The organism is Gordonia sp. HS-NH1 (assembly GCF_001418765.1).
In the GTDB taxonomy this organism is placed as follows: Bacteria; Actinomycetota; Actinomycetes; order Mycobacteriales; family Mycobacteriaceae; genus Gordonia.
Map to the genome: position 1 here is coordinate 13,615 of NZ_LIYC01000037.1, position 25,729 is coordinate 39,343.

A 25,729-nucleotide genomic window follows, 5' to 3' on the forward strand; every position below is an offset into this window, starting at 1 on the left:
CAGAACTAGGTCGCGAAGGAGTCGACGATCCGCTCGAGGACGGCGGCCACCTGCTCGGTGGCGGCCTCGCGATCGTCGGCGGCGGCGACGTAGAGCGCCGCCTCGTCGAGGGCGCCGATCGCGACATGGGCGAGCGGGCGGGTGGGCTGCTCGACCGCCTGCCCCGTCTCGATCGCCGCCGCGATCAGACCCTCGACGAGTGCGAAGCCGAATTCTTCACCGCGAGCACGCCATTCGCTCCAGCCCAGCACCGACGGCGCCTCGACCAGAGTGATGCGGTGCACTTCCGGCTCGGTACACAGCCGCAGGAAGAGGCGCATGCCCGACTTGAGCGCGGCGAGCGGATCGTCACCGGCCCGTTCGCCGACGTCCGCGGCGATCTGCGCGACGATCGACTGCTCCACATCGTCGTAGACGGCGACGAAGAGCCCCTTCTTGTCGTCGAACTGGTGATAGAGCGCACCGCGCGTGACGCCGGCCTCGGCGACGATCTCCTGCGTGCCCACGTCGGCGAAACCGCGCTCACCGAAGAGCTTGCGGCCGGCGGCGATCAGCGCCGCGCGGGTGGCCGCGGTCCGCTCCGCCTGGGTACGACGATTGACTTTCATACAGTTTGCACGTAACTTTCATACTCAGTGTTCGTAAGTCATCCAAGTCTACGAGAAGCGGGTCTCACCATGGCAACTGCACCGCAGGCGGCCACACCCCCACCCACCACACTTCCGAGCGTCGAACTGCCCTCCGGCGTCCTCGAGTACGCCACATACGGGCCCACGGAGTCCGCGCATCCGCCGATCGTCTTCGTCCACGGCGCCGTCGTCGACCATCGCCTGTGGGAACCGACCGCGCTCCTGCTCGCCGAACGCGGGTTCAGGTGCCTGGTCCCCCTCATGCCCCTGGGCTCCCATCGCATTCCGCTCGGGCCCGGGGCGGACCGCTCGCCGCGCGGGATGGGCCGGCTCCTGCGTGAGTTCGTCGACCGGTTCGGCCTGTCCGCCGCGACACTCGTGGCCAACGACTCCGGCGGCGCCATCACCCAGTTCGCGCTCGACGACGACCCGCGATTCGTCAGCCGGTTGGTGTTCACCAACTGCGATGCGTTCGATCTGTTCCCACCCCAGCCGTTCCGGCTGTACTTCACACTGATGAAGCACCGTTGGCTGCTGAAGCCCCTGGCCGAGGCGATGCGACTGCGCGCACTGCGCCATTCCGCACTCGGGGTCGGCCTGCTGCTCAACGACCCGGACCCCGAACTCACCGGCTCGGTCTTCGAGCCACTGCAGACCGATGCGCGCATCCGCGACGACTTCATCGCGTTCCTCCGAGGCATCAGCCCGGCCGAACTGGCGACGATCACCCCACGGATGTCCGGTGTCGACCTTCCGGTCCGCCTGGTCTGGGGACGCGACGACCGATGCTTCACCCCGGCGCACGGACGCCGGCTGGCCGCTGCCTTCCCAGGCGGCGCGCCGTTCGTCGAGGTTCCCGACGCACGGACCTTCGTGTCGCTCGACCAGCCGCGGGCCGTGGCCGACCAGATCGTCGAGCTCACCGTCGGGGACCTCACGTCGCCCTGACTGTCCGTCCCGCGGAGGAAATTTCCGCCACACCCGTCGGATTGTCGCGTCCAGCCACGACGATGAAGGTGTGAGCAGCGACCAACCGGTTTCTTCGACCCGGGGACCAGAGGGATTGCTGGCAGTCTATGACCAGGCACTGCCAGAGGTGTACGGCTTCGTCGTGCGCCGCTGCCCGGATCGTCGCACCGCCGAGGACGTCACCTCGGAGACCTTCCTGGCCGCGATGGACTCCGTCCGACGACGACGCGACACCGAACCGACCACCGGGTGGCTGATCGGGATCGCCCGGCACAAGCTCACCGATCACTGGCGACGCGCCCAGCGCACCCCGGAGCCCGTCGAGAATCCACCCGACCGCGGCAACGATCCGTGGGACACCGAACTCGACCGGATGGTCGCCCATCACACCCTGGGCCAGCTGTCGCCGGTCCACCGTTCGGTGCTGACGCTGCGCTACGTCGACGATCTCCCCGTCGGCGAGTGCGCGGAGATCCTGGGCCGCACGGTCGGCGCGACCGAGGCACTTCTCACCAGGGCCAAGCGCGCGTTCCGTGCCGCCTACCCCGAAACACAACCCCAGCCCAGCGGGAGAGGAGGTCACGCATGAGTACCCGGAACAGCTCGCGCTTCGACGCGACGCGAGATCCGCTGCACGTCCTGAACGCGGCGCACACGCCGGGCTTCGACGATCCCGTTCGTCCCGACCGCGATTTCGCCGCCGCGCTGCGTGATCGCCTCGAGCGCGGCGCGAACCTACCCGAAGGAGTCGTCATGGCCACCGCAACACAACTCGATGCATCGGAGACCGCCCCGTCCGCTGCGCCCTCCCGAGGAGAACCGGTGGTGGAACGCCCCGGCGCCCTCCCGTATCTCGTCGTGGCCGAACCGCAGGCCGCGATCGACTGGTACGTCGACGCGTTCGGCGCACGGTTGCGCGGCGAACCGATCGTCATGGCCGACGGCGTGATCGGCCACGCCGAACTCGAATTGGGCGGCGGCGCGGTCTATCTCGCCGCCGAGTTCCCCGATCTCGGACTCCGCGCGCCCGCCCCCGGGCAGGTCTCGGTCAGCCTGATGGTCGCCGTCGACGACACCGACGATGCGGTCTCGAGCGCCGCCCGCGCCGGAGCCGCGGTGACCCGCGAGCCGTACGAAGCCCACGGCACCCGCACTGCGGTCGTCGTCGACCCGTTCGGGCACCGCTGGATGCTGAGCGGGCCGTCGAAGACCACGACCCCCGCGGTGATCCGCCAGGGCGACGTGGGCTTCATGTCCCTGAACACGCCCGACGCCGCCCGTGCCCGACGCTTCTACGGCGACGTCCTCGGCTGGGAGTTCGACTCACAGGGACGGCGTGTCATCAACGTTGGTCATCGCCTCGGCATCTTCGAGACCCCGGGCGCCCCGACGATGTTCTGCGCGTACGCCGTCGACGACCTCGAGGCCGCCCACGAGCGCATCGTCGCGGCCGGCGGACAGGGGACGTTCGGTTCCAGTCCCGACGGACACCGCGTCGTCGACGCCGTCGATGATCAGGGCGTCCGATTCGCGGTCTTCGCCTCCGACCCGGAGGACACCCGGCCGGAGGCGCACCCGCGCGCACCCGGAGCCATGACCTACCTGACGGTGCTGACGCCCGACAGCGGACGGTTCCGCGAGTTCTACGGTTCGGTGCTCGGCTGGACGTTCCACGGCGGGCGCGTCGACGACGGCTGGGAGGTCGACGACTCCCGACCGCAGATCGGTCTCGCGGGCGGCGCGGACCGCCCGGTCGCCGTGCCGATGTGGACGACCGACGACGTCGTCGCCGCAGTCGAGCGCGTCCGCGCCGCGGGCGGGACGATACTGGAGGAACCGAGCACCGCCCCGTACGGCGTTTCCGCGCGATGCGCCGACGACCAGGGCGGGCAGTTCTACCTCGGTCAGTTGTTCTGAGCACCCACCCGCACGCGCAGGAAGCAACACGGCATCAGCCCACCAACAACCCGACGATCAGCACCACCATCGCTGCGGCGGTCAGCAGCGAACGCACGACGTTCCACGGCACCCAGACGGCGGTGAACCGCGACCAGACGCTCTCCGCCTCGTCTCCGCGGACATCGCCCGCGGCGTCGAGGCGGTCGTTGGCGGGGACGTTGACGACCATCGTGATCACGATGCCGAGCGCGGTGAGGACCGTCGCGGCGAAGGCCCACCAGCGGAGACCCGAACCCCAACCGAGCCAGACGGTCAGCGCGCCGAACAGCAGACCGCCGCCGAAGATCACCGCGAAGAGCGGGTTGAGGATGGCGCTGTTCATCCGTTGCATGGCCGCGACCGCGACGTCGGCACCTGCCCGGGTCAGACCCGGGATCACGGCGTAGCCGAATCCCGCCAGCACACCGGCGCTGAGCCCGGTGGTCACGATCGTCAGGGTCACCAACACCTCGCGCAGCAGATCCATGGGAACAGTTCAGCATCTCGCGAGGCGAAAACCGTGACCCGACCGGCGGATTTCCTGCTCCGCCGTCCGGATCCCGACTCCGGAGCGGCCACCGCCGTCATGGTTGACTCTTACCCATGTCCTCTCGCCCTCGCGTCCGGGCCCTGTCCGCGCGTCTGCCGTTCGGCATCGGGACCATCGTCTTCGTCCTGTGCGCCGCGCTGGTCGTGACCGGTGGCGTGGTGCTCGCGAGCGGTGACGCCCGGACCGACGACGGTGAGTACGCCTACGGCGAGCTGCGCGGATACGAACGTGAGCCGGGGACCGCCTGGACGATCGTCGGCCAGGAGGACCTGCCCGACTACGTCGGTGAGGTCACCATCGAAGTCGCCGACACCTCCGACGAGGGTTGGCTCATCACGTATCCGTCCGGATTGGGACGCTCGTTCGTGATGGTGGACCGGCGTACCGGAAAACTGCTGTGGGACAGCCCCATCAACGCGGGGCAGGGCGACTGCGCGGTCAACGAGGCGGGCCAGGTCGGTTGCGCGGTACAGCTGGGCACCCCGCTCGACGACGGTTTCTACCTCGTCGACGACGACGGGGTCCCGACCCGCACCGCGGAGTATCTGGACACCAAGGCGGTCGAGGGTCTCGGCACCGACTTCCTGCGCGTCAACCGGGTCGGGCACCAGGTCACGCTGAACACCCCGGCCGGCAACAACATCTGGGCACGGACCTTCGCGGCACCGGTCGTCGGCATCGACGTCTCCGGCGACATCGTCGTCATCAAGACCGCCGATGCCAGCCAGCATCTGGTCAACCCGGCGACCGGGGAGGACCGCATCGGTTGCGACCAGTGCGCGATCAAGCTCTACCCGACCGGCGTGACCGTCGACCACCAGGCCTACGGCGAGGAGAAGGTGGTCACCTACGCCACCGTCAACGGGCGGGTCGACGCCGATCCGGTCGCGGAGGCCGACGGCCTGCGCGTGCTGCCGGGACCGTCGACCCTGCCCGTCCTGAACGCCGCGAACCGGGTGTTCGCCGCCGAGGGACAGTACGAGGTCCGCGATCCCGCGCAAGCGGGGGCGCTGTGGCAGATCCGCGACGGCGAACTGTCCAAGGCCAATGCCGTCGCCTGTGGCTCCCTCGTCAACTTCGGCCGCCTCGACGGTTCACGGACGACGTACGCGCTCGCCGACGGCGCACACGTCGGCAGCGGGCCCCCGCCCGGTCCGCAGCAACCGATCCTCGCCAATCCGCGGTGCGTCGGGTCCAGCGGCACCACCATGATCCTTGTCAATCAGGGGCTGCTGACCGGACTCACCCCGGGCAACACCGCGGCGTGGGAACGCGGCTTGTCCTCCCCCGGTCTCGTCCGGGTGGTCGACGGATACATCGTCGTCAGCGAGGGCAGCACCCTGTCGATGCTGCGCCCGAACTGACCCCGGCCGCTGCCCCGATCGTCCCGCCATCAACCATCGTGTGGGCCGTTTCACAGGCGCGCTCGAGCTTCGGGCCTCACCTGCAAAAACACGAAAACGTCGTCCCGTACAGACCTGATTCGGTTACGACAAGATAACGCTTTGCTCACGGCCGCGTGTACGGTCGGCTCGGTTCCGCAAGCACGAACCACGAGATGTACACGCGAGGTCGATCAGTTTTGGGTAAGCACTCCAAGCCACGGAAGAGGTCACGCACACCGCTGTGGGCCACCGCCCTCCTGCCGGTCGGCGTACTGGCCGGCGCGGCCACCGCCGGAGCCGAGCTCTCCGGTCAGACACTGGCCCCGACGCCTGTGTCGGCGCCCCAGTCGTCCCAGTCCGCGACCGAGGCCACCACCACACCACCCGCCGTGACGCCTGCCGTCCGGGCCCACCCGATCGCGCCGACGCCCCCACCGCCCCCGGTCCGCCCGGCGAGCGTCACGACCGGCGCGGTCCCGGTGACCAACTACGACGCGTACTCCTCGGCCGCCAAGGCCGTCACGAGCACCCACCCGCGCTGCGGCATCGACTGGAAGGTCATCGCCGGAATCGGTCGCGTCGAGTCCCATCACGCCGATCAGGGCAACGTGAACCCCGACGGCGTGCTGCGCAGTGCGATCTTCGGTCCGCGCCTCGACGGGTCCCTCGCCGGCAACCAGGTCATCGGTGACACCGACGGCGGCCAACTCGACGGCGACCCGGTCTACGACCGCGCGGTCGGCCCGATGCAGTTCCTGCCGTCGACGTGGAAGATGTACGCCGCCGACGGCAATCGCGACGGAAAGTCCGACCCGCAGAACATCTTCGACGCCGCGCTGACCACCGCGAACTACCTGTGCGACGAAGACCTCGACCTGCGGGACTCGTCCTCGCTGGTGACCGCGGTGCTGCGGTACAACAACTCGATGGACTACGTGGACAAAGTCCTCGGTTTCGCCCGCGAGTACTGATCGCGCTCTCCTCGCACCTGGTCCGGAAGAACTGGAAGATCGGCCGTTCCGGAGTTGGGACAGAGCGGCCCGCGGAGTCACGCACAGCAACGACACAGGGGCGACGAGCAGGGCTCGGCGCTCGTGCTCGTGACCGACAGACGTCAACTCGACCGATGGACTTCGATCGAAGTCTGGGAGTCGAGTTGAAGTCTGTCGGTTACGAAACGCAGCTTTGTGCCGCCTCACCATCTGCGGTGCGAGAAGCGATAGCGACAACCTCCCACCTCTGCCCCCTGAGGTGCGAGGAGCGCAAGCGACGAGCCACGAAGGGTCGGCGACCGAGGCTGCGAAACCCTTCGTGGCGCTCGCAAGCTCGCTCCTCAGGGAGCAGGCACCAGCTCGCAAGCTCGCTCCTCAGGGAGCAGGCACCAGCTCGCAAGCTCGCTCCTCAGGGACGGCGGGCGCCGGACCTCAGTCCTGCGTCAGGAACGCTTGCAGCGCAGCCGAATACATCGGCACGTCGTCGGCACCCATGAGCTCGCGTGCGGAGTGCATTGCCAGCTGTGGCGCGCCGACGTCGATCGTCGTGAGACCCGTGCGCGATGCCGTGATCGGTCCGATCGTCGACCCGCACGGCAGATCCGCCCGATGGACGTACCGCTGCATCGGGACGCCCGCGGAGTCGCATGCGAGCGCGAAGACTGCCTCTCCCACCGCATCCGACGCGTAGCGCAGGTTCTGGTTCACCTTGAGCACCGGGCCGCCGCCGATCGAGATGCGGTGGCCGGGTTCGTGCCGTTCGGGATAGTTCGGGTGAGTCGCATGGGCCATGTCGCCCGACAGGCACACACTCGCGGCCATCGCCCGCAGGAAGTCCGCGCGTGATCCGCCCCGCGCCAAGACGATTCGTTCGCAGACCGAGCCCAGGAAGTCCGAGGCGGCACCGCGTTCGGAACCGCTGCCGACCTCCTCGTGGTCGAACAGGACCAGCATCTTCGTGTGATTCGACGACCCGGCGTCGAGCAATGCGCGCAAACCCGTGTAACAGGTGCCCTGGTTGTCCAAACGGGGTGCGCTGAGCAGATTTCCGTCGGCACCGATGATCGCCGACGGTGCGACGTCGTGGGTCATGAGCTCCCAGCCGAGGACCGCGTCCGGATCGATCCCCGCATACTCCGACACCCAGCCCAGGACATCGGGAACCTCGTCACCGATCCCCCACACGGCGTTGACATGCCGTTGCGGATCGAGCGAGACGCCCTTGCGGTCCTCGGACAGATGGATCGCGAGCTGGGGCACCCGCACCACCGGCTCGGTGACATGGACCAGCGTGTGCGCCACCGAGTTTCCCGACCGGTACGCGAGACGGCCGGAGAGGCCGAGGTCGCGATCGAGCCAGGAGTTGAGCCACGCACCGCCGTAGGGTTCGAGCGCGACCATCGCGACTCCGGCCGACGAGCGGTCCGGATGCTGCTTGAGCCGCAGGTTGGCACTGTCGGTGTGCCCGCCGACGATGCGGAAGGCACCCGAGGGCCCTGTCTCCCAGGCGATGATCGAGCCGCCGCGGATCACGTAGTGCCGCGCCGACGGCGCGTCGAGGTCACCTCCGGGCCACTCCTGGTCCTCGAAAAGTCGCGTGTACCCGGCGTTTTCGAGTTCACGTGCCACCGTCGCACAGACGTGGAACGGCGACGGCGACGCGTCGACGAACTCGCCGAGCCCGCGCGCGGTCGCACTGGTCGGGATTCTGGCGGACGCACTCATCGGCGTGCCTGCTCTCACGCGGAGGCGAGAACCGAGTCGATCGCCGAGTAGAACAGTCCGAGGCCGTCGTCACTGGGGCCGGTGAGCGGCTCCGTGGCGTGCTCGGGGTGCGGCATCAGGCCGACGATCCGCCCGTCGGGGCTGGAGATCCCGGCGATGTCGAGCGACGAACCGTTGGGGTTCCGCTCGGGGAACCGGAACACCACGAGCCCCTCACCCTCGAGTTCCTCGAGCTTGCGCTCCGACGCCACGTAACGTCCTTCACCGGACTTGAGGGGGATCAGGATCTCCGCGCCCTGCTCGAACCGGGTCGTCCACGCCGTGGTGTTCGACTCGACACGCAGCCACTCGTCCCGGCAGATGAAGTGCAGGCCCTCGTTGCGGGTCAGTGCGCCCGGGAGCAGTCCGGCCTCACAGAGGACCTGAAAACCGTTGCAGATGCCGAGGATCGGCATCCCCTTGCCCGCGGCCTCGACGACCGATCCCATGACCGGCGCGAAACGGGCGATGGCACCGGCCCGCAGGTAGTCGCCATAGGAGAACCCGCCGGGCACGATGATGGCGTCGACACCCTTGAGGTCGGCGTCGCCGTGCCACAGTGCGACCGGCTCGGCGCCCGCGAGCCGGACCGCGCGGGCGGCGTCGACATCGTCGAGGGTGCCGGGGAAGGTGATGACCCCGATACGTGCTGTCATGTGCTGCTCTCTACTCCGCGACGCGCGAGACGTTGAAGTTCTCGATGACGGTGTTGGTCAGGAGTTCTTCGGCGATGCGCTCGAGGGTCGTGTCGTCGACCGTGTCGTCGACCTCGAGCTCGAAACGCTTGCCCTGCCGGACGTCGCCGATTCCGCTGAACCCGAGCCGACCCAGGGCGCCGACGATGGCCTGGCCCTGGGGGTCGAGAATCTCGGCTTTGGGCATCACGTCGACCACCACTCGCGCCATGGACCGCTCCTCAATGTCTGCTGGTCGGTTGTCGCCTGATCGGTGTGTGTCCCGATCAGTTCACGCCGGTCAGCTTACCGGGTGCGCCAAATCGCCTCAGAGCACGGATTCGATGGCGGCGATGACCGTCGGGTCGGTCGGCTCGGTGCGCGGACGGAAGCGGTTGACGACTTCGCCGTCGGCGTTGACGAGAAACTTCTCGAAGTTCCACTGGATGTCGCCCGCTTCGCCGTCGGCGTCGGCGTGTTGGGTGAGTTCGGCGTACAGCGGGTGGCGAAAGTCGCCATTGACGTCGGTCTTCTCGAGCAGCGGGAAGGTCACACCGTAGGTCGCCGAACAGAAGGTCGCGATCTCCTCGGCGGTACCCGGCTCCTGCCCCATGAACTGGTTGCACGGCACTCCGACGACGGTGAGCCCTTTGTCCCCGTATGTCTTGGCGAGCTCCTCCAGGCCGGCGTACTGGGGCGTGAGACCGCACTTGCTGGCGACGTTCACCACGAGAAGCGGTCCGCCGAAGTCGTTCAGCGAGACGTCGGAACCGTCGAGGGCAGAAACCGGGATGTCCTTGATGTTGGCCATGGACGCCAGGTTAGACGTCGCCGGCCGCGGAGCTTTCGAGACGTAGGTCACAGCACCGTGGCGCGTATGCACAAGGTCACCGTTGTTTGCGTTTCTGCAATAGTTGCATTTGCGTTAGCATCTTCCGGTGGCCGAAGAATGCATGGGTTTCCGCGGTGCCGATGAGTCGGTGTCTGCCGCATCGTCGGCGCTCAATGCATTCCTGGACCGACTCACCAGCCTGAGCCGGCCGGAAGCACTGGAAAGTCTGGCCTCCACCGACATCACGTTCTCCCAGCTGCGCATCCTCTCGGCACTCGGATGCCAGGCAGGTCCGATGTCGGTGAACGCGATCGCCGATCAGGTACAGCTGTCACTCGCGGCCGCCGGCCGGACAGTGGACAAACTGGTCGGCGGGGGCCTCGTCGATCGTCGCGAGGATCCGTCCGACCGGCGGGTCAAGCGCATCTCCCTCACCGACGCGGGAATGCGCTTCCTGGAGACCCACCTGGCTATGAAGCACGGAACCATCCAGGACTTCGTGGCCCGTCTGCCCGCCGAACTCCGGGACAACCTGTGTACGGCGCTACGTCCCATCGTCGACGACGAGGTCGACCACTTCCGGCTGCCGGCCGAGACCCGACACCGGGCCTCATGACCTCAGAAGTCGACCCGCCGGCCCTCGGCACCACCCTCTGAACCCGAACACCCTCCGATACCGGGGTTCGCACCAGACTCCCGCCCGCCACCTCGAGCGCGAGTCGGTGCGGCCTGCACAGATCTCGTCCGACCGATAGGAACACCCGAATGACTTCATCCACAGGTGGTCACCTGCACGAAGGCCCACCGGACACCAAGCTGGACCGACACGTCCTGTTGGTCGCCGGCGTGGTCGTGCTCGGCGCGATCATGTCGATCCTCGACGTCACCGTGGTCGCCGTCGCGCAGAACACCTTCCAGCAGGAGTTCGGCACCGACGCGGCCGGTGCCGCCTGGACGGCGACCGGTTACACCCTGGCGCTGGCCGCGGTGATCCCGCTGTCGAGTTGGGCGGCTTCACGTTTCGGCACCAAGCGCGTCTACCTCGTCTCGCTGGTCCTCTTCACGCTGGGCTCGGTGCTCTGCGCGCTGGCGCCGAACATCGGGATGCTCGTCGCGTTCCGCGTGATCCAGGGACTGGGCGGCGGCATGCTGATGCCCATCGGCATGATGATGCTGACCAAGGCCGCCGGACCCGAGCGTGTCGGCTCGGTCATGGCCGTTCTCGGTATCCCGATGCTCCTCGGCCCGATCTCGGGTCCGATCCTGGGCGGCGTCCTCATCGAGCAGCTCAGCTGGCACTGGATCTTCCTGATCAACGTGCCGATCGGCATCGGCGCACTGGTCTTCTCGTGGATCGTCCTGCGTGACGATGCCGAGACCAAGCGCTCCTCGATCGACGTCGTCGGCCTGCTCCTGCTGTCGCCGGGCCTCGCGCTCTTCCTCTTCGGCATATCCTCGAGCGCCGAGCACCGGACCTTTGTGTCCGCGTCGGTCCTGGTGCCGACCATCATCGGTGCCATCCTGATCGTCGCCTTCATCTTCCACGCCCTGCGCAAGAAGAACCCGTTGCTCGACCTGCGTCTGTTCGCCAATCGCACGCTGAGCATCTCGGTCATCACGATGGTGCTGTTCATGGTCGCGTTCTTCGGTGCGGCCCTGCTGTTCCCGCAGTACTTCATCGGCGTGCGCGGCGAGTCCACGCTGACCGCCGGCCTACTGCTCGCCCCGCAGGGCATCGGTGCCATGCTCACCATGCCGATCGCCGGTCGCCTCACCGACAAGATGGGTCCGGGCAAGTTCGTGCTCGGCGGCATCGTCCTCATCGTGATCGGCCTGAGCACGTTCATGTTCCTGGGCGCGGAGACCTCCTACTGGTTGATCTGCGGCTCGTTGTTCGTCCAGGGCCTCGGCATGGGTATGACGATGATGCCGATCATGTCCGCGGCGCTCGCGACGCTGAGCAACCCGCAAGTCCCCGACGGCTCGACGCTGCTCAACGTGATCCAGCAGTCGGCGACCTCGATCGGCACCGCGGTGATCTCGGTGATCCTGGCGAGCAGTCTCGCAAGCAAGCCGGAGGCAGGATTGGCGATCATGGCCAACACCTCCGACGCGCCGTTGCCCCCGGGAGTGCCGGATCCGCTGCCGGAGTCGTTCTTCGAGACCGCGGCGGACGTGTTCTCCAACACGTTCACCATCTCGGTGGTCCTGATCGTGCTCACGCTGATCCCGGCGTTCTTCCTGCCGCGCAAGAAGATCGCCTCGTCGCTCACCGAAGAGGACATGGACCGCGGTCCGATCATGATGCACTGACGGCCCTGCTGGTCGAGCTCTCCCTTGCTGGTTGAGCTTGTCGAGACCACACGACGAAGCCCCGTTCGACTCGGTCGAACGGGGCTTCGTGGTTTCGACGAGCTCAACCAGCGGGAGGGGGACTCAACCAGCGGGAGGGAGACTCAACCAGCGGCGCGGTCGAGTGCGCCGGACTGCTGGAGGATCCACGCCAGCTCGAACGCCACTTCTTCCCACTGCTTGTAGCGCCCACTGACGCCGCCGTGACCGGCCGACATCTCGGTCTTGAGCAGGACCGGGTTGTCGGATGTGGACTTCTCCTGAAGCCGCGCAACCCATTTCGCCGCCTCGGTGAACAGCACCCGGGTGTCGTTCAGCGACGTCTGCGCGAGAATGGGCGGGTACGGCTTCGCCTCGACGTTCTCATAGGGCGTGTAGGTCTTCATGTACTCGTAGACCTTCGGGTCGTGCAACGGGTCACCCCACTCGTCCCACTCGATCACCGTGAGGGGCAGGGACGGATCGAGGATCGAGTTCAGGGCGTCGACGAACGGCACCGACGCCAGAATCCCGTTGAACAACTCGGGCGCCAGGTTCGCGACCGCACCCATCAGCAGTCCACCCGCGGACCCGCCTTCGGCGACCATCTGCTGCGGTGTCGTCCAACCTGTGTCGACGAGATGACGGGCCGCCGCGACGAAGTCGGTGAAGGTGTTGCGCTTGCTGAGTTCCTTGCCGTTCTCGTACCAGTGGCGACCCATCTCGCCACCGCCGCGGATGTGGGCCAGGACGAACACCATGCCGCGGTCGAGCATCGACAGTCGCGCCACCGAGAAGTACGGATCGATGCTCGCCTCGTAGGAGCCGTAACCGTACAGCAGTAGCGGCGCGGGCTTGGCGGCGTCGGTCTCCTTGCGGCGCACCACCGACAGCGGGATGCGGGTGCCGTCCTCGGCGACGGCCCACTCGCGGGACTGCACGTAGTCGGCCGGGTCGTAGCCGCCCAGGACCGGCTGCCGCTTGAGCAGGGTCCGCTCGCCGGAGGCGACGTCGAGCTCGAACAGTTCGGCCGGCTCGATGAAGCTGCCGTACCCGATGCGGAGCTTGGGGGCACTCCATTCCGGGTTGGCCCCGAGGCCCGCCGAACTGAGCTCCTGATCGAAGGTGACCTCGGCGAAGTCCGACTCGGACGGGATGCCGTCGATCTGGCGGAGATCGGCGATCGCGAGCCGCGGCAGTGCATCCCGGCGGTAGGACAGGACCAGGTAGTCGGCGAAGGCGTCGAGATCCTCGATACGGCGCTGCGGGTCGTGCGCGATGAGTTCCCGGCGTGCCGACGGATCGTCGACAGGTGCGAGGTCGATGGCGAAGTTCTCCGCCTTCTGCCCGTCCCGGACATCGTTGTGCACGATGACGAGGTAGTCCTCGCCGTCGATGACCGCATGTTCGACGCTGTACTCGACTCCGTCGACTCGCGGTGCGACACTGCGGAACTCACCCGTCGGGTCGTCGGCGGCGAGCAGATAGCTCTCCGAGGTGATCTTGGAACCGACACCGATGACCAGGTACTTGTCACTTCGCGTGGTGCCCATCCCGACCCAGAACCGCTCGTCGGGCTCGTGGAAGACCTTCACATCGGCCGAGCCGGCGCCGATGTCGTGGCGCCACACCGTGTCCGGACGCCACGCGGCATCGACCGTCGAGTAGAAGACGTGCCGGGCGTCCGCCGACCAGACCGCACCCCCCGACGTGTCGCGCACCTCGTCGGGGAGCAGCTCGCCACTGCGAAGGTCCTTGACGCGCAGGGTGTATCGCTCGTCCCCGACGACGTCGATGCTGTAGGCCAGCCAGTTCCCGTCGTCGCTGACGGTCAGCGCCCCGAGGCTGAAGAAGTCATGGCCCTCGGCCTCGACATTGGCGTCGAGCAGGATCTCCTCGCCGGGCAGCGGGTCGTCGCCGACCTCCGGCGGGGTCCAGTCGTCGTCGGACCGGATCGGACAGCGGCAGGACGTCGAATACTGCTTGCCCTCATGGGTGCGCCCGTAGTACCAGTACCGGCCGCGCCGGTTGGGCACCGACATGTCGGTTTCCTTGGTACGACTCTTGATCTCGTCGAAGATCTGCGCGCGCAGGTCCGCCAGCTGGGCCGTGTGCGATTCGGTGAAGGCGTTCTGCGCCTCGAGGTAGGCGATCACCTCTGGATCGTCCTTGTCGCGCAACCATTCGTAATCGTCGACGAAGGTGTCGCCGTGGTGGGTGCGCTCGGTCGGCACCTTCTTGGCGACCGGCGGGGTCGCGTCGTGGACGGCCACGGTCTTCTCCTCGGTCACGAGACCACCTCCGCGTCGGGCCAATCGGCAAAGGACTTCTGCGAGATCCACTCGTAGGCATCGATGTAACGCTGGCGCGTGCGGTCGACGACGTCGTCGGGCAGCTCCGGCGGCGCCTCGTCGGACGCTCTGTCCCAGCCGGATTCCGCACTCGTGAGCCAATTCCGCACGATCTGCTTGTCGAAGCTCGGCTGCACCTTGCCCGGCTCGTAGGTGGCGGCCTCCCAGTACCGCGACGAGTCGGGGGTGAGCACCTCGTCGGCCAGGACGAGTTCCCCGTCGGCCCCGCGGCCGAACTCGAACTTGGTGTCGGCGAGGATGATTCCGCGCTCGGCGGCGACCGCCGCGCCGCGTGCGTAGATGTCGAGTGTGGCCGACCGCAACGCCTGCGCCAGCTCCTGCCCCTCCTGCTCGACGACCCGCTCGAAACTGATGTTCTCGTCGTGCTCACCCTGCTCCGCCTTCGTGGCCGGGGTGAAGATCGGTTCGGGGAGCTTGGTCGCCTCCGCCAGACCTGCCGGCAGTTCGACGCCGCACACCGCTCCGGTCGCCTGGTAGTCGAGCAGGCCCGAGCCGGTCAGGTAGCCGCGGGCGACGCATTCGACCTGCACCATGGGCAGTCGGCGGACCACCATCGACCGACCCAGCACTCGCGCCGGGATTCGGTCGTCGGTCGGCCCGCCGGCCAGGTGGTTGGGCACCCCGAGCTCGTCGAACCAGTAGAAGCTCATCGCCGTCAATATGCGTCCCTTGTCGGGGATCGCGGGACTGAGGACGTGGTCGTAGGCCGAGATCCGGTCGGACGCCACCAGCAGCAGGGTGTCGGCGTCGATCTCGTAGATCTCGCGGACCTTCCCCGACGCCAGATGCCGGTAGGACTGCAGTTCAGGACGCATGGACTCGACCCTAGAGGGTGAGGTGTCCACGCGGGGCGGCAGGGACCTCCCGTCCGGCCCCGGGCCGCGGGGTCTGCGATCCTGGACCGATGAGCGAGCCGCATATCACCATCACCTACTGCACGCAGTGCAACTGGCTGCTGCGAGCGTCGTGGATGGCCTCGGAACTGCTCAACACCTTCGGCACCGAGATCGGCTCGGTGACACTCGTCCCCGGCACCGGTGGCGTGTTCGTCATCGACGTCGACGGCACCCAGATCTGGGAACGCAAGAGTGACGGCGGCTTCCCCGGCGCTCCCGAACTCAAGCGGCGGGTCCGCGACACCGCCCTGCCGGACTGGCAGCTCGGGCACGGCGACGCCACCGCGCCGGAATGACCCCGATCCCTGAGGAGCCCCGGAGCTTGCGGAGGGGCGTCACGAAGGGTCTACAGACGTACTAGAGAATCGGCGCCGGCGTGTAACCCGCGGCGTCCGGGTACTGCCCGATGATCTTCTCCGCGGCCGCGATCACATCGGCGACCTGCTGCTCGGCGGCACCCACGAAGGCGGTCTTGTCGGCCAGCAGCTCGTCGAGCTGGGCCCGGTCGAGCGGAAGACGATCGTCGGCGGCGAGCCGGTCGAGCAGGTCGGGTTCCCGCCCTTCCTCTCGCATGGCCAGTGCGACGGCGACGGCGTTCTCCTTGATCGCCTCGTGCGCGGTCTCCCGGCCGACACCGGCGCGGACCGCGGCCATCAGGACCTTCGTGGTCGCCAGGAACGGCAGGTACCGGTCGAGTTCGTTGGCGATCACCGCCGGGTAGGCGCCGAACTCGGCGAGAACGGTCAGGAAGGTCTCCATCAGTCCGTCGATCGCGAAGAAGGCGTCGGGCAGGGCCACGCGGCGCACCACCGAGCAGAAGACGTCGCCCTCGTTCCATTGCGCGCCGGCCAGTTCCGCGGCCATCGAGCCGTAACCCCGGAGCACGACGGCGAGCCCGTTGACGCGCTCACAGCTGCGGGTGTTCATCTTGTGCGGCATCGCCGAGCTGCCGACCTGGCCGGGCTGGAAGCCCTCGGTCACGAGCTCGTGGCCGGCCATCAGTCGGATGGTGTGGGCCAGCGACGACGGCGCCGCGGCCATCTGCACGAGAGCCGAGACCACATCGTGGTCGAGCGAACGAGGGTAGATCTGGCCGACCGAGGTGAACGAGCGCGCGAACCCGAGATGGGCGGCGACGCGGTCCTCGAGGTCGGCGAGTTTGGTGGCGTCGCCGCCGAGCAGGTCGAGCATGTCCTGCGAGGTGCCCATCGGACCCTTGATACCGCGCAGTGGATAGCGATCGATGAGCTCACGCAGCCGGGTCAGCGCGATCATGAGTTCGTCGGCCGCCGAGGCGAACCGCTTGCCGAGGGTGGTCGCCTGGGCGGCGACGTTGTGACTGCGCCCGGCCATGACCGTCGAGGAGTAGTCGGCCGCCAGTGCGACGATGCGGGCCAGCACCGCGACCCCGTGCGCGTGGACGTGCTCGAGTGACCGCAGGATCTGCAGCTGCTCGACGTTCTCGGTGAGATCCCGGCTGGTCATGCCCTTGTGGATCTGCTCGTGACCGGCCAGGGCGTTGAACTCCTCGATCCGGGCCTTCACGTCGTGGCGGGTGACGCGTTCACGGTCGGCGATCGACGCGAGGTCGACCTGGTCGACGACGCGCTCGTAATCCGCGATGGCATCCGCCGGTACGTCGATGCCGAGGTCGCGCTGAGCCTTGAGCACCGCGATCCACAGTCGCCGTTCGAGTTCGATCTTGGTGGTCGCCGACCACAGCTCGGCGAGGTCGGCGGAGGCATAGCGGCTGGCCAGGACGTTGGCGATGGCGGGCTTCGACACCCGCCCAGTGTAGGTTGCCGCCGGAGACAAACCGAAACCCCTGTTCGGTCCACCTGCCATCTACTTGCGGTCCACCTGCGGTGGGACCACCGTCGGCCTCAGAAGGCGAAGCACGCTCCGTTGGAGCCGTAGCCCTGCCGCACGCGGACGAACGTCGGCTGCGAGACCTTCCCGTTCTGCACGGCATACAGGTACTTGTCGCCGATGCGGTGCGGGACCCAGGTGGTCGAGGCGAGCGCGCCCTGGGGCAGGTCGCGTCCCACGAAGCGCGGCGGCAGGCCCGCCTTGACCTCGAAGAACTCGACCCAGCCGGACGAGTTGACCGCCACCGTCAGCGGATACGTGCAGCCGGTGCCGTACACCGCCGAGGAGAGCGGGACCGACGCATCGACCCGGCCGGCCGGCGCCGCCTGCGCCGACGGGGCCAGAAGTGCGGTCGTGCTCATCACCGCCGCGCCGAGCGCGGCTCCGATCCCCAGAATCCACCGTCGTCCCGACACACGATCCCCTTCCCCGTTTGGTGACCTGACGCTCCATCGTGTCATCGTCACGCGGAGCACGCGGCCGATTCACTAGGTTCGCCTGGCGGGTCACTCCCGGGGGGCGAGGACGTCGACGATGTCGAGCAGTGCGTCGCGCACGGCGTCGACGGGCCGCACCGCGGTCTGGCTGAGCGCGCCGACGATGGCACCGTCTTCGATGCCGATCAGTTGCGCGATGTGCACGGGGTCGGCGACACGGTGGGATTTGACCAGCACCTCGCAGTGATGGAGGGCCAGCGACTGTCCCCGCGCGGCGACGACGTCGCGCAGGAGGGGGTGGCGCGCCGCGAGCGCGATCATCTCGTATCGCGCGGACAGTTGCTGGAGGGTGGTGTCGGAGCCGACGAAGACGTCGGCGAGCACGCCCGCCGTCGCCGCGCTCCCCCGGTGCCGTCGCGGAAGAGCGTTGCAGCGCGCGGAGACTGCGGCCTCGTCGTGCGCGCACAGGTTGGCGGCGGCCTCGGCCATCAGGTCGTCGAGCGAGCCGAAGTAGTAGGTCGTCGACGCCAACGGGAGCTGCGCGCGCTCGGCCACCGCACGATGACGCACGGCGTCGAAGCCGCCTTCGAGCAACAGCTCACCGGCAGCCTCGATCAATCGAGACCGCCGCCGCGCACCCTTCGGTGTCGCTGCCGAGGTCATCATGGATGTTCATGCTGCCAAAGGGTCGGTACCGTCGTATCGCTTTCACGAAAGCGGCGCACGCGCAGGAGGATTCCCGTATAAGTCCGCTGACCTCCAGGAACGTCCGTTTGGATGTCGCCCGCTCGCTGTGCTCCCGGCTGCGGGCCGATGTCGCCCGCTCGCTACGCTCCCGGCTGCGGCCCGGCGGCCTCGTCAGTCGGACATCGGACACCGGGGTACGACGCCCATGCCCGCGGTTACCGTGAGCGCATGCAGTTCGACGGCCTCCACGCTGTCGCCGATTACGCGGCGCTCTACACCTGTCTGCGACAGGTCGCGTTCGCCGGTTTCCTCCGCGAGCGGCTGGGGAACTTCGAGGCGCGCTGCGACCCGGCGGAGCGGGCCGTCGTCTTCACCTCGACATCCCCTCCCGGCCAGGATGGGCAGCACGACCCGTTCCGTTCGCGGGCCATCCTGATCGCGGTGATCGAAACGGACGCGATCGTGTGGGGCTGGGCTCATCCCCGCGGCGAACCGTCCGGTCCCGCATCCGCGCTACGGGACGTCGGTGCCCGATTCGGCGTCGACGACTTCGCCGTTCCCCGGGTGCCGTTGCCGCCCAACCTGTCCCGCGATCAGATCACCGGCTACCGGACGCAGGCGATCGACATCGTGGCCGCGGCCGCGGTCGAGAGCACCGGGATCAGTCCGTACTGGACGGCACGACTCGACGACGGGGAACTCGCGGTGTACCTCCTCGACGACGTCGCACTCCCCGAACCGAGCTTCGCCGACTTCGCCACGACGATGCCGACGGTGATGAGATCTCTTGCGGTCAACGATCATCGGGTGGCGATCCACGGGATGGCCGCGCGGCGCGGCTGGCACATCAGCTGGCGGACCGGTTCCGACGGCGGGCGGTCGCCGATCTGCGACGTCACCGATGGCGAGTCGGTGGCACACGTCGAGTTCGACCGACGCGCGCGGCCCGTCGACTTCAGCTGTGAACTCGTCGGGCAGGCCTGACCCCCGCGGCTTTCTCCGCCCCTGTCCTCCGACCGCGTCGCCGGTGGCGAACCGTGCGACCATCGGGGACATGTCCCCCGACGACCGTGACGACATCCATCTCCGGCGTGCGATCGAGCTCGCCGCCCAGGCCCGCGCCCGTGGCGATCATCCGTTCGGCTCTCTTCTGGTGGCGCCGGACGGCGGCGTCGTGGCCGAAGGTATGAACTCCGTCGATACCGCGGGTGACCCGACCGGGCACGCCGAGACCAACGTCGTGCGCGCGGTGGGGCACCTCGACCTCGCGACCCGGGCCGAGCTGACGCTGTACACCAGCACCGAACCGTGCGCCATGTGCTCGGGAGCGATCTACTGGGCCGGGATCGGCACCGTCGTCTATGCACTCGGCGAGGACGACCTGCGGGAGATGGCCGGCGACGACCCCGCGAATCCGACGCTGGCGATGCCGTGCCGCCGGATCTTCGACGCAGGCAGCCGACCGATCGTCGTCCGTGGTCCGGTCGCCCTCGACGCGGCACGCGAGGTCCATGCCGGATTCTGGCAACACGGTTGAGATCTGCGGCGATCGCTGTCCTGCGAACGACCGTCGTACGCGCCGCGGATGAGCCAGATTCCTCACATCGGCGCGCGGCGGGCGCCGATCCGTTGCCGCGAGACGGGGGTCGGCCATTACCCTGTTGACTCGATGACCCGAGTGCCGCCACCCACCAGCGATCCCGACGACCGCAGCAGTCCCGACGAGACCCGCCGCGCCGTCGTCGGTCGTCGTGCTGTCCTGGCGGCCGGACTCGGCGCCGCCGCGCTCGGGGTCGCCGCGTGCTCGAGCTCGACCCCGCCGACGTCCGTGCAGCCACGCAACCTGGAGGGCCGGGCCGACGACGAACTGCCGGTCGAGGCCTCGCCGCCGCCGGTCACCGGGGGTCCGCCGCTGATCACGGGCAGCTTCCGGTCCGCTCGGATGGGCGGCCGCGACACGCGGTGGGCCGTCGCCCGGCCGAACGGGGTCACGGGCAGGCTCCCCGTCGTCGTCGTCCTGCACGCGCTGAACACCAACGAGAAATCGATCTTCGGACCGAAGCTCGAGATGCAGACGGTGATGCAGCAGTACGTCGACGCCGGAAACGCTCCGTTCGCTCTGGCGGCCGCCGACGTCGGGCGCAATTACTACCACCGGCGCACCGACGGCACCGACGGCGGCGCCATGATCCTCGACGAATTCCTGCCGATGCTGGCCGGCAACCCCGACCTGGATCTGTCGACCGAGCGGATCGGGCTCTTCGGCTGGTCGATGGGCGGCTACGGCGCGCTGCGCCTGGCCGCGATGCTGGGGTCGCCGCGCGTCGCCGCGGTGGCGGTCAGCTCGCCCGCGATGTGGGCCGACCCGCGCAACTTCCCGCCTCGCGCCTTCGACGGCATCGCCGACTATCAGGCCAATTCGCTGTTCGGCGCCCAGCCGAAGTTCGCGAAGATCCCGCTGCTGATCAACATCGGCTCGAGCGACCAGTTCTACACCTACACGCGCCAGTGGGCCGCCGGTCTCCGCCCTCCCGCCGCCTTCGGGACCGCGGCCGGGGGTCACACCAACCGCTACTGGCGCAGCGTCCTGCCCGAGCAGGTCGAGTTCCTCGGGCGCAACCTGGCTGTCTGACCCGGGTTTCGCTCAGATGCTGATCCGGCCCTCGAGGGCGTTGCGGCCGATGTCGCTGCGGAAGTGGGAACCGGGGAGCTTGATGTTCGCGATGCGCGCGTAGGCCTGCTCGCGGGCCTCGGCGAGGTCGGCGCCGGTGCCCACCACGGCGAGAACCCGTCCGCCGGAGGAGACGACGGCGCCATCGTCGTTGAGCGCGGTGCCGGCGTGCAGCACCCCGTCGGCGTCGGCACCGGTGATGATGTCCCCGGTCCGCGGCTTGCCGGGGTAGTTCTCCGCCGCGACCACCACGGTGACCGCGGCGCCGTCGCGCCACTGCAGGGGCGGCAGATCGGCGAGGGTACCGGTCGCGGTCGCGTGCAACGCCTGCCCGAGTGGGGATTCGAGCAGAGCCAGCACGGCCTGGGTCTCCGGATCGCCGAAGCGGCAGTTGAATTCGACGACGGCGGGTCCGTCCGACCCGATCGCCAGACCCGCGTACAGCAGACCGGAGAACGGGATACCGCGTCGAACCATCTCCGCGGCAACGGGTTTCACGACCTCGTCGACGATGCGCGCAGTCACCTCGGCGGGCAACCAGGGCAGCGGCGTGTAGGCGCCCATGCCGCCGGTGTTCGGTCCGGCGTCGTTGTCGCCGACCCGCTTGTGGTCCTGCGCGGGGAGCAACGGCACCACGGTCTCGCCGTCGACGAGGCAGAACAGCGACACCTCCGGCCCGTCGAGGAAGCTCTCCAGGAGGACCGGGTGCCCGCTCTCGAGGCACTCGGCGGCGTGGTCGCGGGCGATGACGCGGTCCTGGGTGACGACGACGCCCTTGCCGGCCGCGAGGCCGTCGTCCTTGACGACCCAGGTGGGTCCGAAACGATCGAGAGCGGCGTCGAGCCGAGCGGGGTTGTCGACGATCTCCGCGTGGGCGGTTTTGACCCCCGCAGCCGCCATCACGTCTTTGGCGAACGCCTTGGACCCCTCGATCTGTGCGGCCTGCGCACTCGGGCCGAAGGTGGCGATCCCGTCGGCCCTTAGTGCGTCGGCGACGCCGAGGACCAGGGGCACCTCGGGACCGATGACCACGAGGTCGGCGTCGATCTCACGCGCCAGGGCGACGACGGCGTCGCCGGAGACGGCGTCGACGGGATGGTTCGTGGCGATCGACGAGGTGCCGGCGTTACCGGGGGCGACGTGCAGGTCGGTGACCGCCGGATCGTTCCGGAGACCGATGAGGAGGGCATGTTCGCGGCCGCCCGAGCCGATCACGAGTACGCGCACGTCCACGACTCTAACGGTCGCTCCCCGGGGCCGGCCGAACGGTCGTCGACGTCGAACAGCGGGACGCCGACGGGCAGCAGGCGTCGGGGCACGACGCCTGCTGCCGTTCGCCGGTGAGCGAGCCGGTCAGCTCGTGGGCATGGTGAGGTCGTACATGGTCACGCCGTCGACGGTGACGGCGGTGAAGTTCTCCTGCACCCAGGTGCTGATCTGCGACGACGGTTGGGTCGAGTTCCCTCCCATGCCACCACCCATGCCGGGACCCGAGCCGCCGACGAAGTAGTGGATCTCCTTCGCGGCGACGAGCTCTTGGAATTCCGCCAGCGTCGGCGACGGGTCACTTCCGTTGAACCCGCCGATCGGCATCACCGAGTGGCCGGTCTCGAGCTGGTACCCGGAGGCCGACATCGATCCGACGGCAGCGGCGACCCAGGTGTAGTCGCCGGCGTCGGCACTCAGTGTGTCGACGACGGCCGCCGAGGGGGTCGACCCGCGCAGCAGTCCCCCACCGCCACGACCGTCCGCGCCCTGCTGGGTCATGCCGGGCATCCCCTGGCCGCCGGGACCACCCATGCCCTGCGGAGGCATCGCGGGCATGCCCCGACCTGCAGGTCCACCCGGGCCTCCCTGTCCACCGGGGCCGAACTCGCTGTCGACCCGGGGTCCGGCGGTGATGATGGATCCGCTCTTCTCGGTCGCGATGGTGTCCACGGTGTAGGCCACCGGGCCGGCCAGACCGGCAATGACGGCCCCGACGAGGGCTGCGGCCGCGATGCTCCGACGCCGGACGAAGACCATGGCCACCGCCGCGGCGAGCCCGACGACGAGGACGGCGAACCGGAGCCACGGCACGAAGTCGGGAGTGCGGCCCAGCAGGACATGGCCCCAGATCGCGGCGATCGCAACTGAAATCCCCAGCGCGATCCGCACCCACAACCGGTCCCGGCGCGACCAGCACGCCGCGGCGCCACCGGCGACGACCGCGGCGACCGCGGGAGCCAGTGCCGCGGTGTAGTACTGGTGGAATATCCCGGCCATGAAGCTGAAAACACCCATCGTGACAAGCAGCCAGAGCGCCCAGACGACCAGATACGCACGCCGCGGGTCGGTACGTCGGGCCCTCCCGATGAGCACGAGCGCCACGACGGCGAGAAGCAGTCCCGTCGGGATGAGCCAGGCGATCTGACCGCCCTGCGCGGGTTCGAACATCCGCAGCCAGCCGGTCTCACCCCATGCGCCACCGCCACCGCCACCGCCGGGACCACCCATGCCACCGCCCATGCCCTCCATCGCGTTTCCGCCACCACCGGGGACGACGGCACCGGTCTCGTTGCCGTTGAGCCGGCCGAGCCCGTTGTAGCCGAGGGTCAGTTCGAGGATCGAGTTGTTCTGCGAGCCACCGATGTACGGGCGCGACGACGCGGGCCACAGCTCTACCGCCAGAATCCACCAGCCCGCACTGACGATCATCGCGCCCAGCGCGGCGAACAGCTGCCCGACCCGGCGCAACCACCCGCGTGGGCCGAAGGCGAGGTAGGTGACCGCCAGCGGCGGCACGATCAGCATGACCTGGAGCTGTTTGGTGAGGAAGCCGAATCCGACGAACACCCCGGTCAGGATCAGCCACCGCCAGCGACCGTCCTCGAGCCCCTTCATCATCGACCAGACGGCCGCGATCATCAGCAGGATGAGCAGCGCCTCGGGATTGTCGAAGCGGAACATCATCGCCGCGACCGGTGTCACCGCGAGGATCGCTCCCGCGAGGATGCCGGCCCAGTGGCCGAGGTACTTCCGGGTGATCAGGTAGAGCAGCGCCACCGAGGCGACGCCCATCAGCGCCTCGGGCACCAGGATGGACCACGAGTTCACCCCGAAGATCCGCGCGCTGAGACCCGGAATCCACAGCGAGGCAGGTGGTTTGTCGACCGTGATGGAGTTCGCCATGTCCGAGGAACCGAACAACCAGGCCTTCCACGACTTCGAGCCGGCTTGAATGGCCGCCGAGTAGAAGGAGTTGGCCCACCCGTTGATCGACAGGTTCCACAGGTAGCCGACCGTGGTGCCGATCAGCAGCAGCGCCAGCGAGAGACGTTCCCAGCGAGTGTTTTCGGAGGCCGGACCTGTGACTCCAGAGGGATTCTCGGGTGCAACGGAATTCGACGGCGGAACGAGGGTGGTGCTCATGCGACGACCTCCGTGTGGTGAGTGACCGCCTTGCGGAACACCCAGCGGAGACCGATGAACCGGGTGAGTGTGGCCACCAGGTTCGCGGTCACCAGGATCATGAGTTCGATGTGTTTGGTCGCGTCGGGAGCGACGGTGTGGAGCACGAGCAGTGCACCCGAGGTGACCAGCCAGCCGAAGAGGAAGACGCCCAGACCGAAGAGCTGATGGCGCAATGCGTTGTCACGGCCGCGGATGCCGAAGCTGAACCGCCGGTTGGCGGCGGTGTTGAGGACGGCGGTGATCGCGAGGGCCACCACATTCGAGATCTGGGCGCCGAGGAAGGAGTGGAGGGCCAGGAACAGTACCGCGTAGGCCAGCGTCGAGGCGACGCCCACCACGCAGAAACGCGCCAGCTGCCCGACCAAGCCCGTCGGCACTCCGTCGAGCTGCGGTCCCGCGGCCCGGTCCCGGCCGATGGACTCGCGCAGTTCAGCGATCGGCAACCGACCCATCGCCAGCGCGAGACCCACGCGCGCACAACCTTTGAGGTCGGCGATCGCCGTCGGCACGATGTCGACGGTGCTGTCGGGGTCGTCGACCCAGTCCACCGGCACCTCCGCGATACGCAGACCGATCTGCTCGGCGAGGACCAGGAGTTCGGTGTCGAAGAACCAGCCGGTGTCGGCGACGAACGGCAGCAGCTCGCGCGCGATGTCGGTCCGCATGGCCTTGAACCCGCACTGGGCGTCGGAGAACCTGGCCCCCATCGCTGTTCGCAGCATCAGGTTGTACGAGCGGGAGATGAACTCGCGCTTGGGCCCCCGGACGACGCGCGCGGAACGGCTGAGGCGCGTGCCGATCGCGATGTCGGAATGCCGCGAGACGAGAGGGGCGATGAGCGGCATGAGGGCGTTGAGATCGGTCGACAGGTCGACGTCGCAGTAGGCGACGATCTCGGCGTCGCTGTGCTGCCACACCGCGCTCAGCGCGCGACCGCGTCCCTTCTGCTCCAGATGGACGACGCGCATGCCGTCGAGCTCACCCGCCAGTGCGACGGCGATGGCGAGGGTGTCGTCGGTGCTGGCGTTGTCGGCGATGGTGATGCGCGAGGCGTAGGGCACGTGCAGACGCAGGTGATCGGCGAGGCGACGCACCGACGACGCGATGTCGGCCTGTTCATTGTGAACGGGTACGACGATGTCGAGTACCGGATTCGGCGTGGAGGTGTCGGTGAGTGTGTACATCTGCGCGGTGGTGCCCGGCGGTGCTTCTGGGATCATGCGGACCACAGTGGGCTCCCAGCCTCGCGTCACCCTGCGTGCGAGCTGCCGGGTTCCTGT

Annotated in this window: 25 protein-coding genes; 11 read left to right on the forward strand and 14 right to left on the reverse strand. The window is 68.4% G+C overall.

Annotation, left to right across the window (positions count from 1 at the left end; genetic code table 11):
* Positions 1-5: 5 nt before the first annotated feature.
* Positions 6-608 carry a TetR/AcrR family transcriptional regulator gene (locus AMD30_RS19550; RefSeq protein WP_055476775.1) on the reverse strand — a complete coding sequence of 201 codons (603 nt, stop codon included), beginning with the start codon at positions 606-608 and terminating at the stop codon, positions 6-8.
* A 69-nt stretch (positions 609-677) separates the two neighbouring features.
* Here AMD30_RS19550 and AMD30_RS19555 point away from each other — a divergent pair, with 69 nt between their 5' ends.
* The 3 genes from AMD30_RS19555 (at position 678) to AMD30_RS19565 (ending at position 3,515) form a co-directional block, all read left to right on the forward strand.
* Positions 678-1,577 (forward strand): alpha/beta fold hydrolase, encoded by a 900-nt coding sequence (locus AMD30_RS19555; protein ID WP_055476776.1) that lies wholly within the window; start codon positions 678-680, stop codon positions 1,575-1,577.
* A gap of 115 nt (positions 1,578-1,692) precedes the next feature.
* Complete coding sequence (locus AMD30_RS19560; RefSeq protein WP_055476777.1) at positions 1,693-2,187, forward strand: RNA polymerase sigma factor; 495 nt, start codon at positions 1,693-1,695, stop codon at positions 2,185-2,187.
* A complete protein-coding gene (locus AMD30_RS19565; protein WP_055476778.1) occupies positions 2,184-3,515 on the forward strand; it encodes a VOC family protein in 1,332 nt (443 codons plus the stop codon). Before AMD30_RS19560 ends, AMD30_RS19565 begins: the two co-directional genes overlap by 4 nt.
* 34 nt (positions 3,516-3,549) lie before the next feature.
* Here AMD30_RS19565 and AMD30_RS19570 read toward each other — a convergent pair whose 3' ends face one another.
* Complete coding sequence (locus AMD30_RS19570) at positions 3,550-4,023, reverse strand: anthrone oxygenase family protein (protein ID WP_055476779.1); 474 nt, start codon at positions 4,021-4,023, stop codon at positions 3,550-3,552.
* Between the two features lie 116 nt (positions 4,024-4,139).
* Between AMD30_RS19570 and AMD30_RS19575 the strand changes: the two genes are divergently transcribed.
* Together AMD30_RS19575 and AMD30_RS19580 are read left to right on the forward strand one after the other, a co-directional pair.
* Positions 4,140-5,450, forward strand: a complete 1,311-nt coding sequence (locus AMD30_RS19575) for a hypothetical protein (protein ID WP_055476780.1) — start codon at positions 4,140-4,142, stop codon at positions 5,448-5,450.
* 218 nt (positions 5,451-5,668) lie between these two features.
* Positions 5,669-6,442 (forward strand): lytic transglycosylase domain-containing protein, encoded by a 774-nt coding sequence (locus AMD30_RS19580; protein WP_055476781.1) that lies wholly within the window; start codon positions 5,669-5,671, stop codon positions 6,440-6,442.
* A 453-nt stretch (positions 6,443-6,895) separates the two neighbouring features.
* Here the strand turns inward: AMD30_RS19580 and AMD30_RS19585 are convergent, their stop codons facing one another.
* The 4 genes from AMD30_RS19585 to AMD30_RS19600 form a co-directional block, all read right to left on the reverse strand.
* On the reverse strand, positions 6,896-8,188 hold the full coding sequence (locus tag AMD30_RS19585) for a M18 family aminopeptidase (protein WP_055476782.1): 1,293 nt from the start codon (positions 8,186-8,188) through the stop codon (positions 6,896-6,898).
* 14 nt (positions 8,189-8,202) lie between these two features.
* The gene (gene purQ / locus AMD30_RS19590) at positions 8,203-8,883 is read right to left on the reverse strand and encodes a phosphoribosylformylglycinamidine synthase subunit PurQ (protein ID WP_010844202.1); all 681 of its coding nucleotides are present in this window, start codon (positions 8,881-8,883) and stop codon (positions 8,203-8,205) included.
* A gap of 10 nt (positions 8,884-8,893) precedes the next feature.
* Complete coding sequence (purS, locus tag AMD30_RS19595; RefSeq protein ID WP_010844201.1) at positions 8,894-9,133, reverse strand: phosphoribosylformylglycinamidine synthase subunit PurS; 240 nt, start codon at positions 9,131-9,133, stop codon at positions 8,894-8,896.
* Positions 9,134-9,229: 96 nt separating this feature from the next.
* On the reverse strand, positions 9,230-9,712 hold the full coding sequence (locus tag AMD30_RS19600) for a glutathione peroxidase (RefSeq protein WP_055476783.1): 483 nt from the start codon (positions 9,710-9,712) through the stop codon (positions 9,230-9,232).
* Positions 9,713-9,854: 142 nt separating this feature from the next.
* Here AMD30_RS19600 and AMD30_RS19605 point away from each other — a divergent pair, with 142 nt between their 5' ends.
* Complete coding sequence (locus AMD30_RS19605; protein ID WP_055476784.1) at positions 9,855-10,349, forward strand: MarR family winged helix-turn-helix transcriptional regulator; 495 nt, start codon at positions 9,855-9,857, stop codon at positions 10,347-10,349.
* 149 nt (positions 10,350-10,498) lie between these two features.
* Positions 10,499-12,046, forward strand: coding sequence for a DHA2 family efflux MFS transporter permease subunit (locus AMD30_RS19610; RefSeq protein WP_055476785.1), 1,548 nt, complete (start codon positions 10,499-10,501; stop codon positions 12,044-12,046).
* Between the two features lie 143 nt (positions 12,047-12,189).
* Here the strand turns inward: AMD30_RS19610 and AMD30_RS19615 are convergent, their stop codons facing one another.
* Both AMD30_RS19615 and AMD30_RS19620 read right to left on the reverse strand, forming a co-directional pair.
* The gene (locus AMD30_RS19615) at positions 12,190-14,355 is read right to left on the reverse strand and encodes a S9 family peptidase (protein ID WP_055476786.1); all 2,166 of its coding nucleotides are present in this window, start codon (positions 14,353-14,355) and stop codon (positions 12,190-12,192) included.
* On the reverse strand, positions 14,352-15,251 hold the full coding sequence (locus tag AMD30_RS19620) for a phosphoribosylaminoimidazolesuccinocarboxamide synthase (RefSeq protein WP_055476787.1): 900 nt from the start codon (positions 15,249-15,251) through the stop codon (positions 14,352-14,354). Before AMD30_RS19620 ends, AMD30_RS19615 begins: the two co-directional genes overlap by 4 nt.
* An 89-nt stretch (positions 15,252-15,340) precedes the next feature.
* On the opposite strand from AMD30_RS19620, the gene AMD30_RS19625 reads away from it, so the two are divergent.
* Positions 15,341-15,628 (forward strand): SelT/SelW/SelH family protein, encoded by a 288-nt coding sequence (locus tag AMD30_RS19625; RefSeq protein WP_055476788.1) that lies wholly within the window; start codon positions 15,341-15,343, stop codon positions 15,626-15,628.
* Positions 15,629-15,689: 61 nt separating this feature from the next.
* Here AMD30_RS19625 and purB read toward each other — a convergent pair whose 3' ends face one another.
* The 3 genes from purB to AMD30_RS19640 all read right to left on the reverse strand — a co-directional run bounded on the left by purB (position 15,690) and on the right by AMD30_RS19640 (position 18,301).
* Entirely contained in the window at positions 15,690-17,117 is a 1,428-nt protein-coding gene (purB, locus tag AMD30_RS19630; RefSeq protein WP_055476789.1) for an adenylosuccinate lyase, read from the reverse strand.
* A gap of 98 nt (positions 17,118-17,215) precedes the next feature.
* On the reverse strand, positions 17,216-17,617 hold the full coding sequence (locus AMD30_RS19635) for a hypothetical protein (RefSeq protein WP_014925426.1): 402 nt from the start codon (positions 17,615-17,617) through the stop codon (positions 17,216-17,218).
* Positions 17,618-17,707: 90 nt separating this feature from the next.
* Positions 17,708-18,301: a TetR/AcrR family transcriptional regulator gene (locus tag AMD30_RS19640; protein WP_193363251.1), complete on the reverse strand. Its 594-nt coding sequence runs from the start codon at positions 18,299-18,301 to the stop codon at positions 17,708-17,710.
* A 252-nt stretch (positions 18,302-18,553) separates the two neighbouring features.
* On the opposite strand from AMD30_RS19640, the gene AMD30_RS19645 reads away from it, so the two are divergent.
* The 3 genes from AMD30_RS19645 (at position 18,554) to AMD30_RS19655 (ending at position 20,957) form a co-directional block, all read left to right on the forward strand.
* Positions 18,554-19,309: a DUF6882 domain-containing protein gene (locus AMD30_RS19645; protein WP_055476790.1), complete on the forward strand. Its 756-nt coding sequence runs from the start codon at positions 18,554-18,556 to the stop codon at positions 19,307-19,309.
* 70 nt (positions 19,310-19,379) lie between these two features.
* A complete protein-coding gene (locus AMD30_RS19650) occupies positions 19,380-19,862 on the forward strand; it encodes a nucleoside deaminase (RefSeq protein WP_055476803.1) in 483 nt (160 codons plus the stop codon).
* Between the two features lie 132 nt (positions 19,863-19,994).
* Complete coding sequence (locus tag AMD30_RS19655; protein WP_014925421.1) at positions 19,995-20,957, forward strand: alpha/beta hydrolase; 963 nt, start codon at positions 19,995-19,997, stop codon at positions 20,955-20,957.
* Positions 20,958-20,969: 12 nt separating this feature from the next.
* On the opposite strand, the gene purD is transcribed toward AMD30_RS19655, so the two are convergent.
* The 3 genes from purD to AMD30_RS19670 form a co-directional block, all read right to left on the reverse strand.
* Positions 20,970-22,223 carry a phosphoribosylamine--glycine ligase gene (purD, locus tag AMD30_RS19660; RefSeq protein ID WP_197282812.1) on the reverse strand — a complete coding sequence of 418 codons (1,254 nt, stop codon included), beginning with the start codon at positions 22,221-22,223 and terminating at the stop codon, positions 20,970-20,972.
* Positions 22,224-22,349: 126 nt separating this feature from the next.
* Positions 22,350-24,407, reverse strand: a complete 2,058-nt coding sequence (locus AMD30_RS19665) for a glycosyltransferase family 39 protein (RefSeq protein ID WP_055476792.1) — start codon at positions 24,405-24,407, stop codon at positions 22,350-22,352.
* Positions 24,404-25,669, reverse strand: a complete 1,266-nt coding sequence (locus AMD30_RS19670; protein WP_055476793.1) for a bifunctional glycosyltransferase family 2/GtrA family protein — start codon at positions 25,667-25,669, stop codon at positions 24,404-24,406. Before AMD30_RS19670 ends, AMD30_RS19665 begins: the two co-directional genes overlap by 4 nt.
* Positions 25,670-25,729 lie beyond the last annotated feature (60 nt).

Excerpts from the sequence above, each read along its gene's own strand:
- AMD30_RS19550 (WP_055476775.1), bottom strand. The coding sequence starts at position 608 with ATGAAAGTCAATCGTCGTACCCAGGCGGAGCGGACCGCGGCCACCCGC.
- AMD30_RS19555 (WP_055476776.1), top strand. The coding sequence starts at position 678 with ATGGCAACTGCACCGCAGGCGGCCACACCCCCACCCACCACACTTCCG.
- AMD30_RS19565 (WP_055476778.1), top strand. The coding sequence starts at position 2,184 with ATGAGTACCCGGAACAGCTCGCGCTTCGACGCGACGCGAGATCCGCTG.
- AMD30_RS19570 (WP_055476779.1), bottom strand. The coding sequence starts at position 4,023 with ATGGATCTGCTGCGCGAGGTGTTGGTGACCCTGACGATCGTGACCACC.
- AMD30_RS19575 (WP_055476780.1), top strand. The coding sequence starts at position 4,140 with ATGTCCTCTCGCCCTCGCGTCCGGGCCCTGTCCGCGCGTCTGCCGTTC.
- AMD30_RS19585 (WP_055476782.1), bottom strand. The coding sequence starts at position 8,188 with ATGAGTGCGTCCGCCAGAATCCCGACCAGTGCGACCGCGCGCGGGCTC.
- purQ (WP_010844202.1), bottom strand. The coding sequence starts at position 8,883 with ATGACAGCACGTATCGGGGTCATCACCTTCCCCGGCACCCTCGACGAT.
- purS (WP_010844201.1), bottom strand. The coding sequence starts at position 9,133 with ATGGCGCGAGTGGTGGTCGACGTGATGCCCAAAGCCGAGATTCTCGAC.
- AMD30_RS19600 (WP_055476783.1), bottom strand. The coding sequence starts at position 9,712 with ATGGCCAACATCAAGGACATCCCGGTTTCTGCCCTCGACGGTTCCGAC.
- AMD30_RS19605 (WP_055476784.1), top strand. The coding sequence starts at position 9,855 with ATGGGTTTCCGCGGTGCCGATGAGTCGGTGTCTGCCGCATCGTCGGCG.
- AMD30_RS19610 (WP_055476785.1), top strand. The coding sequence starts at position 10,499 with ATGACTTCATCCACAGGTGGTCACCTGCACGAAGGCCCACCGGACACC.
- AMD30_RS19620 (WP_055476787.1), bottom strand. The coding sequence starts at position 15,251 with ATGCGTCCTGAACTGCAGTCCTACCGGCATCTGGCGTCGGGGAAGGTC.
- AMD30_RS19625 (WP_055476788.1), top strand. The coding sequence starts at position 15,341 with ATGAGCGAGCCGCATATCACCATCACCTACTGCACGCAGTGCAACTGG.
- AMD30_RS19640 (WP_193363251.1), bottom strand. The coding sequence starts at position 18,301 with ATGACCTCGGCAGCGACACCGAAGGGTGCGCGGCGGCGGTCTCGATTG.
- AMD30_RS19645 (WP_055476790.1), top strand. The coding sequence starts at position 18,554 with ATGCAGTTCGACGGCCTCCACGCTGTCGCCGATTACGCGGCGCTCTAC.
- AMD30_RS19650 (WP_055476803.1), top strand. The coding sequence starts at position 19,380 with ATGTCCCCCGACGACCGTGACGACATCCATCTCCGGCGTGCGATCGAG.
- AMD30_RS19655 (WP_014925421.1), top strand. The coding sequence starts at position 19,995 with ATGACCCGAGTGCCGCCACCCACCAGCGATCCCGACGACCGCAGCAGT.
- AMD30_RS19665 (WP_055476792.1), bottom strand. The coding sequence starts at position 24,407 with ATGAGCACCACCCTCGTTCCGCCGTCGAATTCCGTTGCACCCGAGAAT.
- AMD30_RS19670 (WP_055476793.1), bottom strand. The coding sequence starts at position 25,669 with ATGATCCCAGAAGCACCGCCGGGCACCACCGCGCAGATGTACACACTC.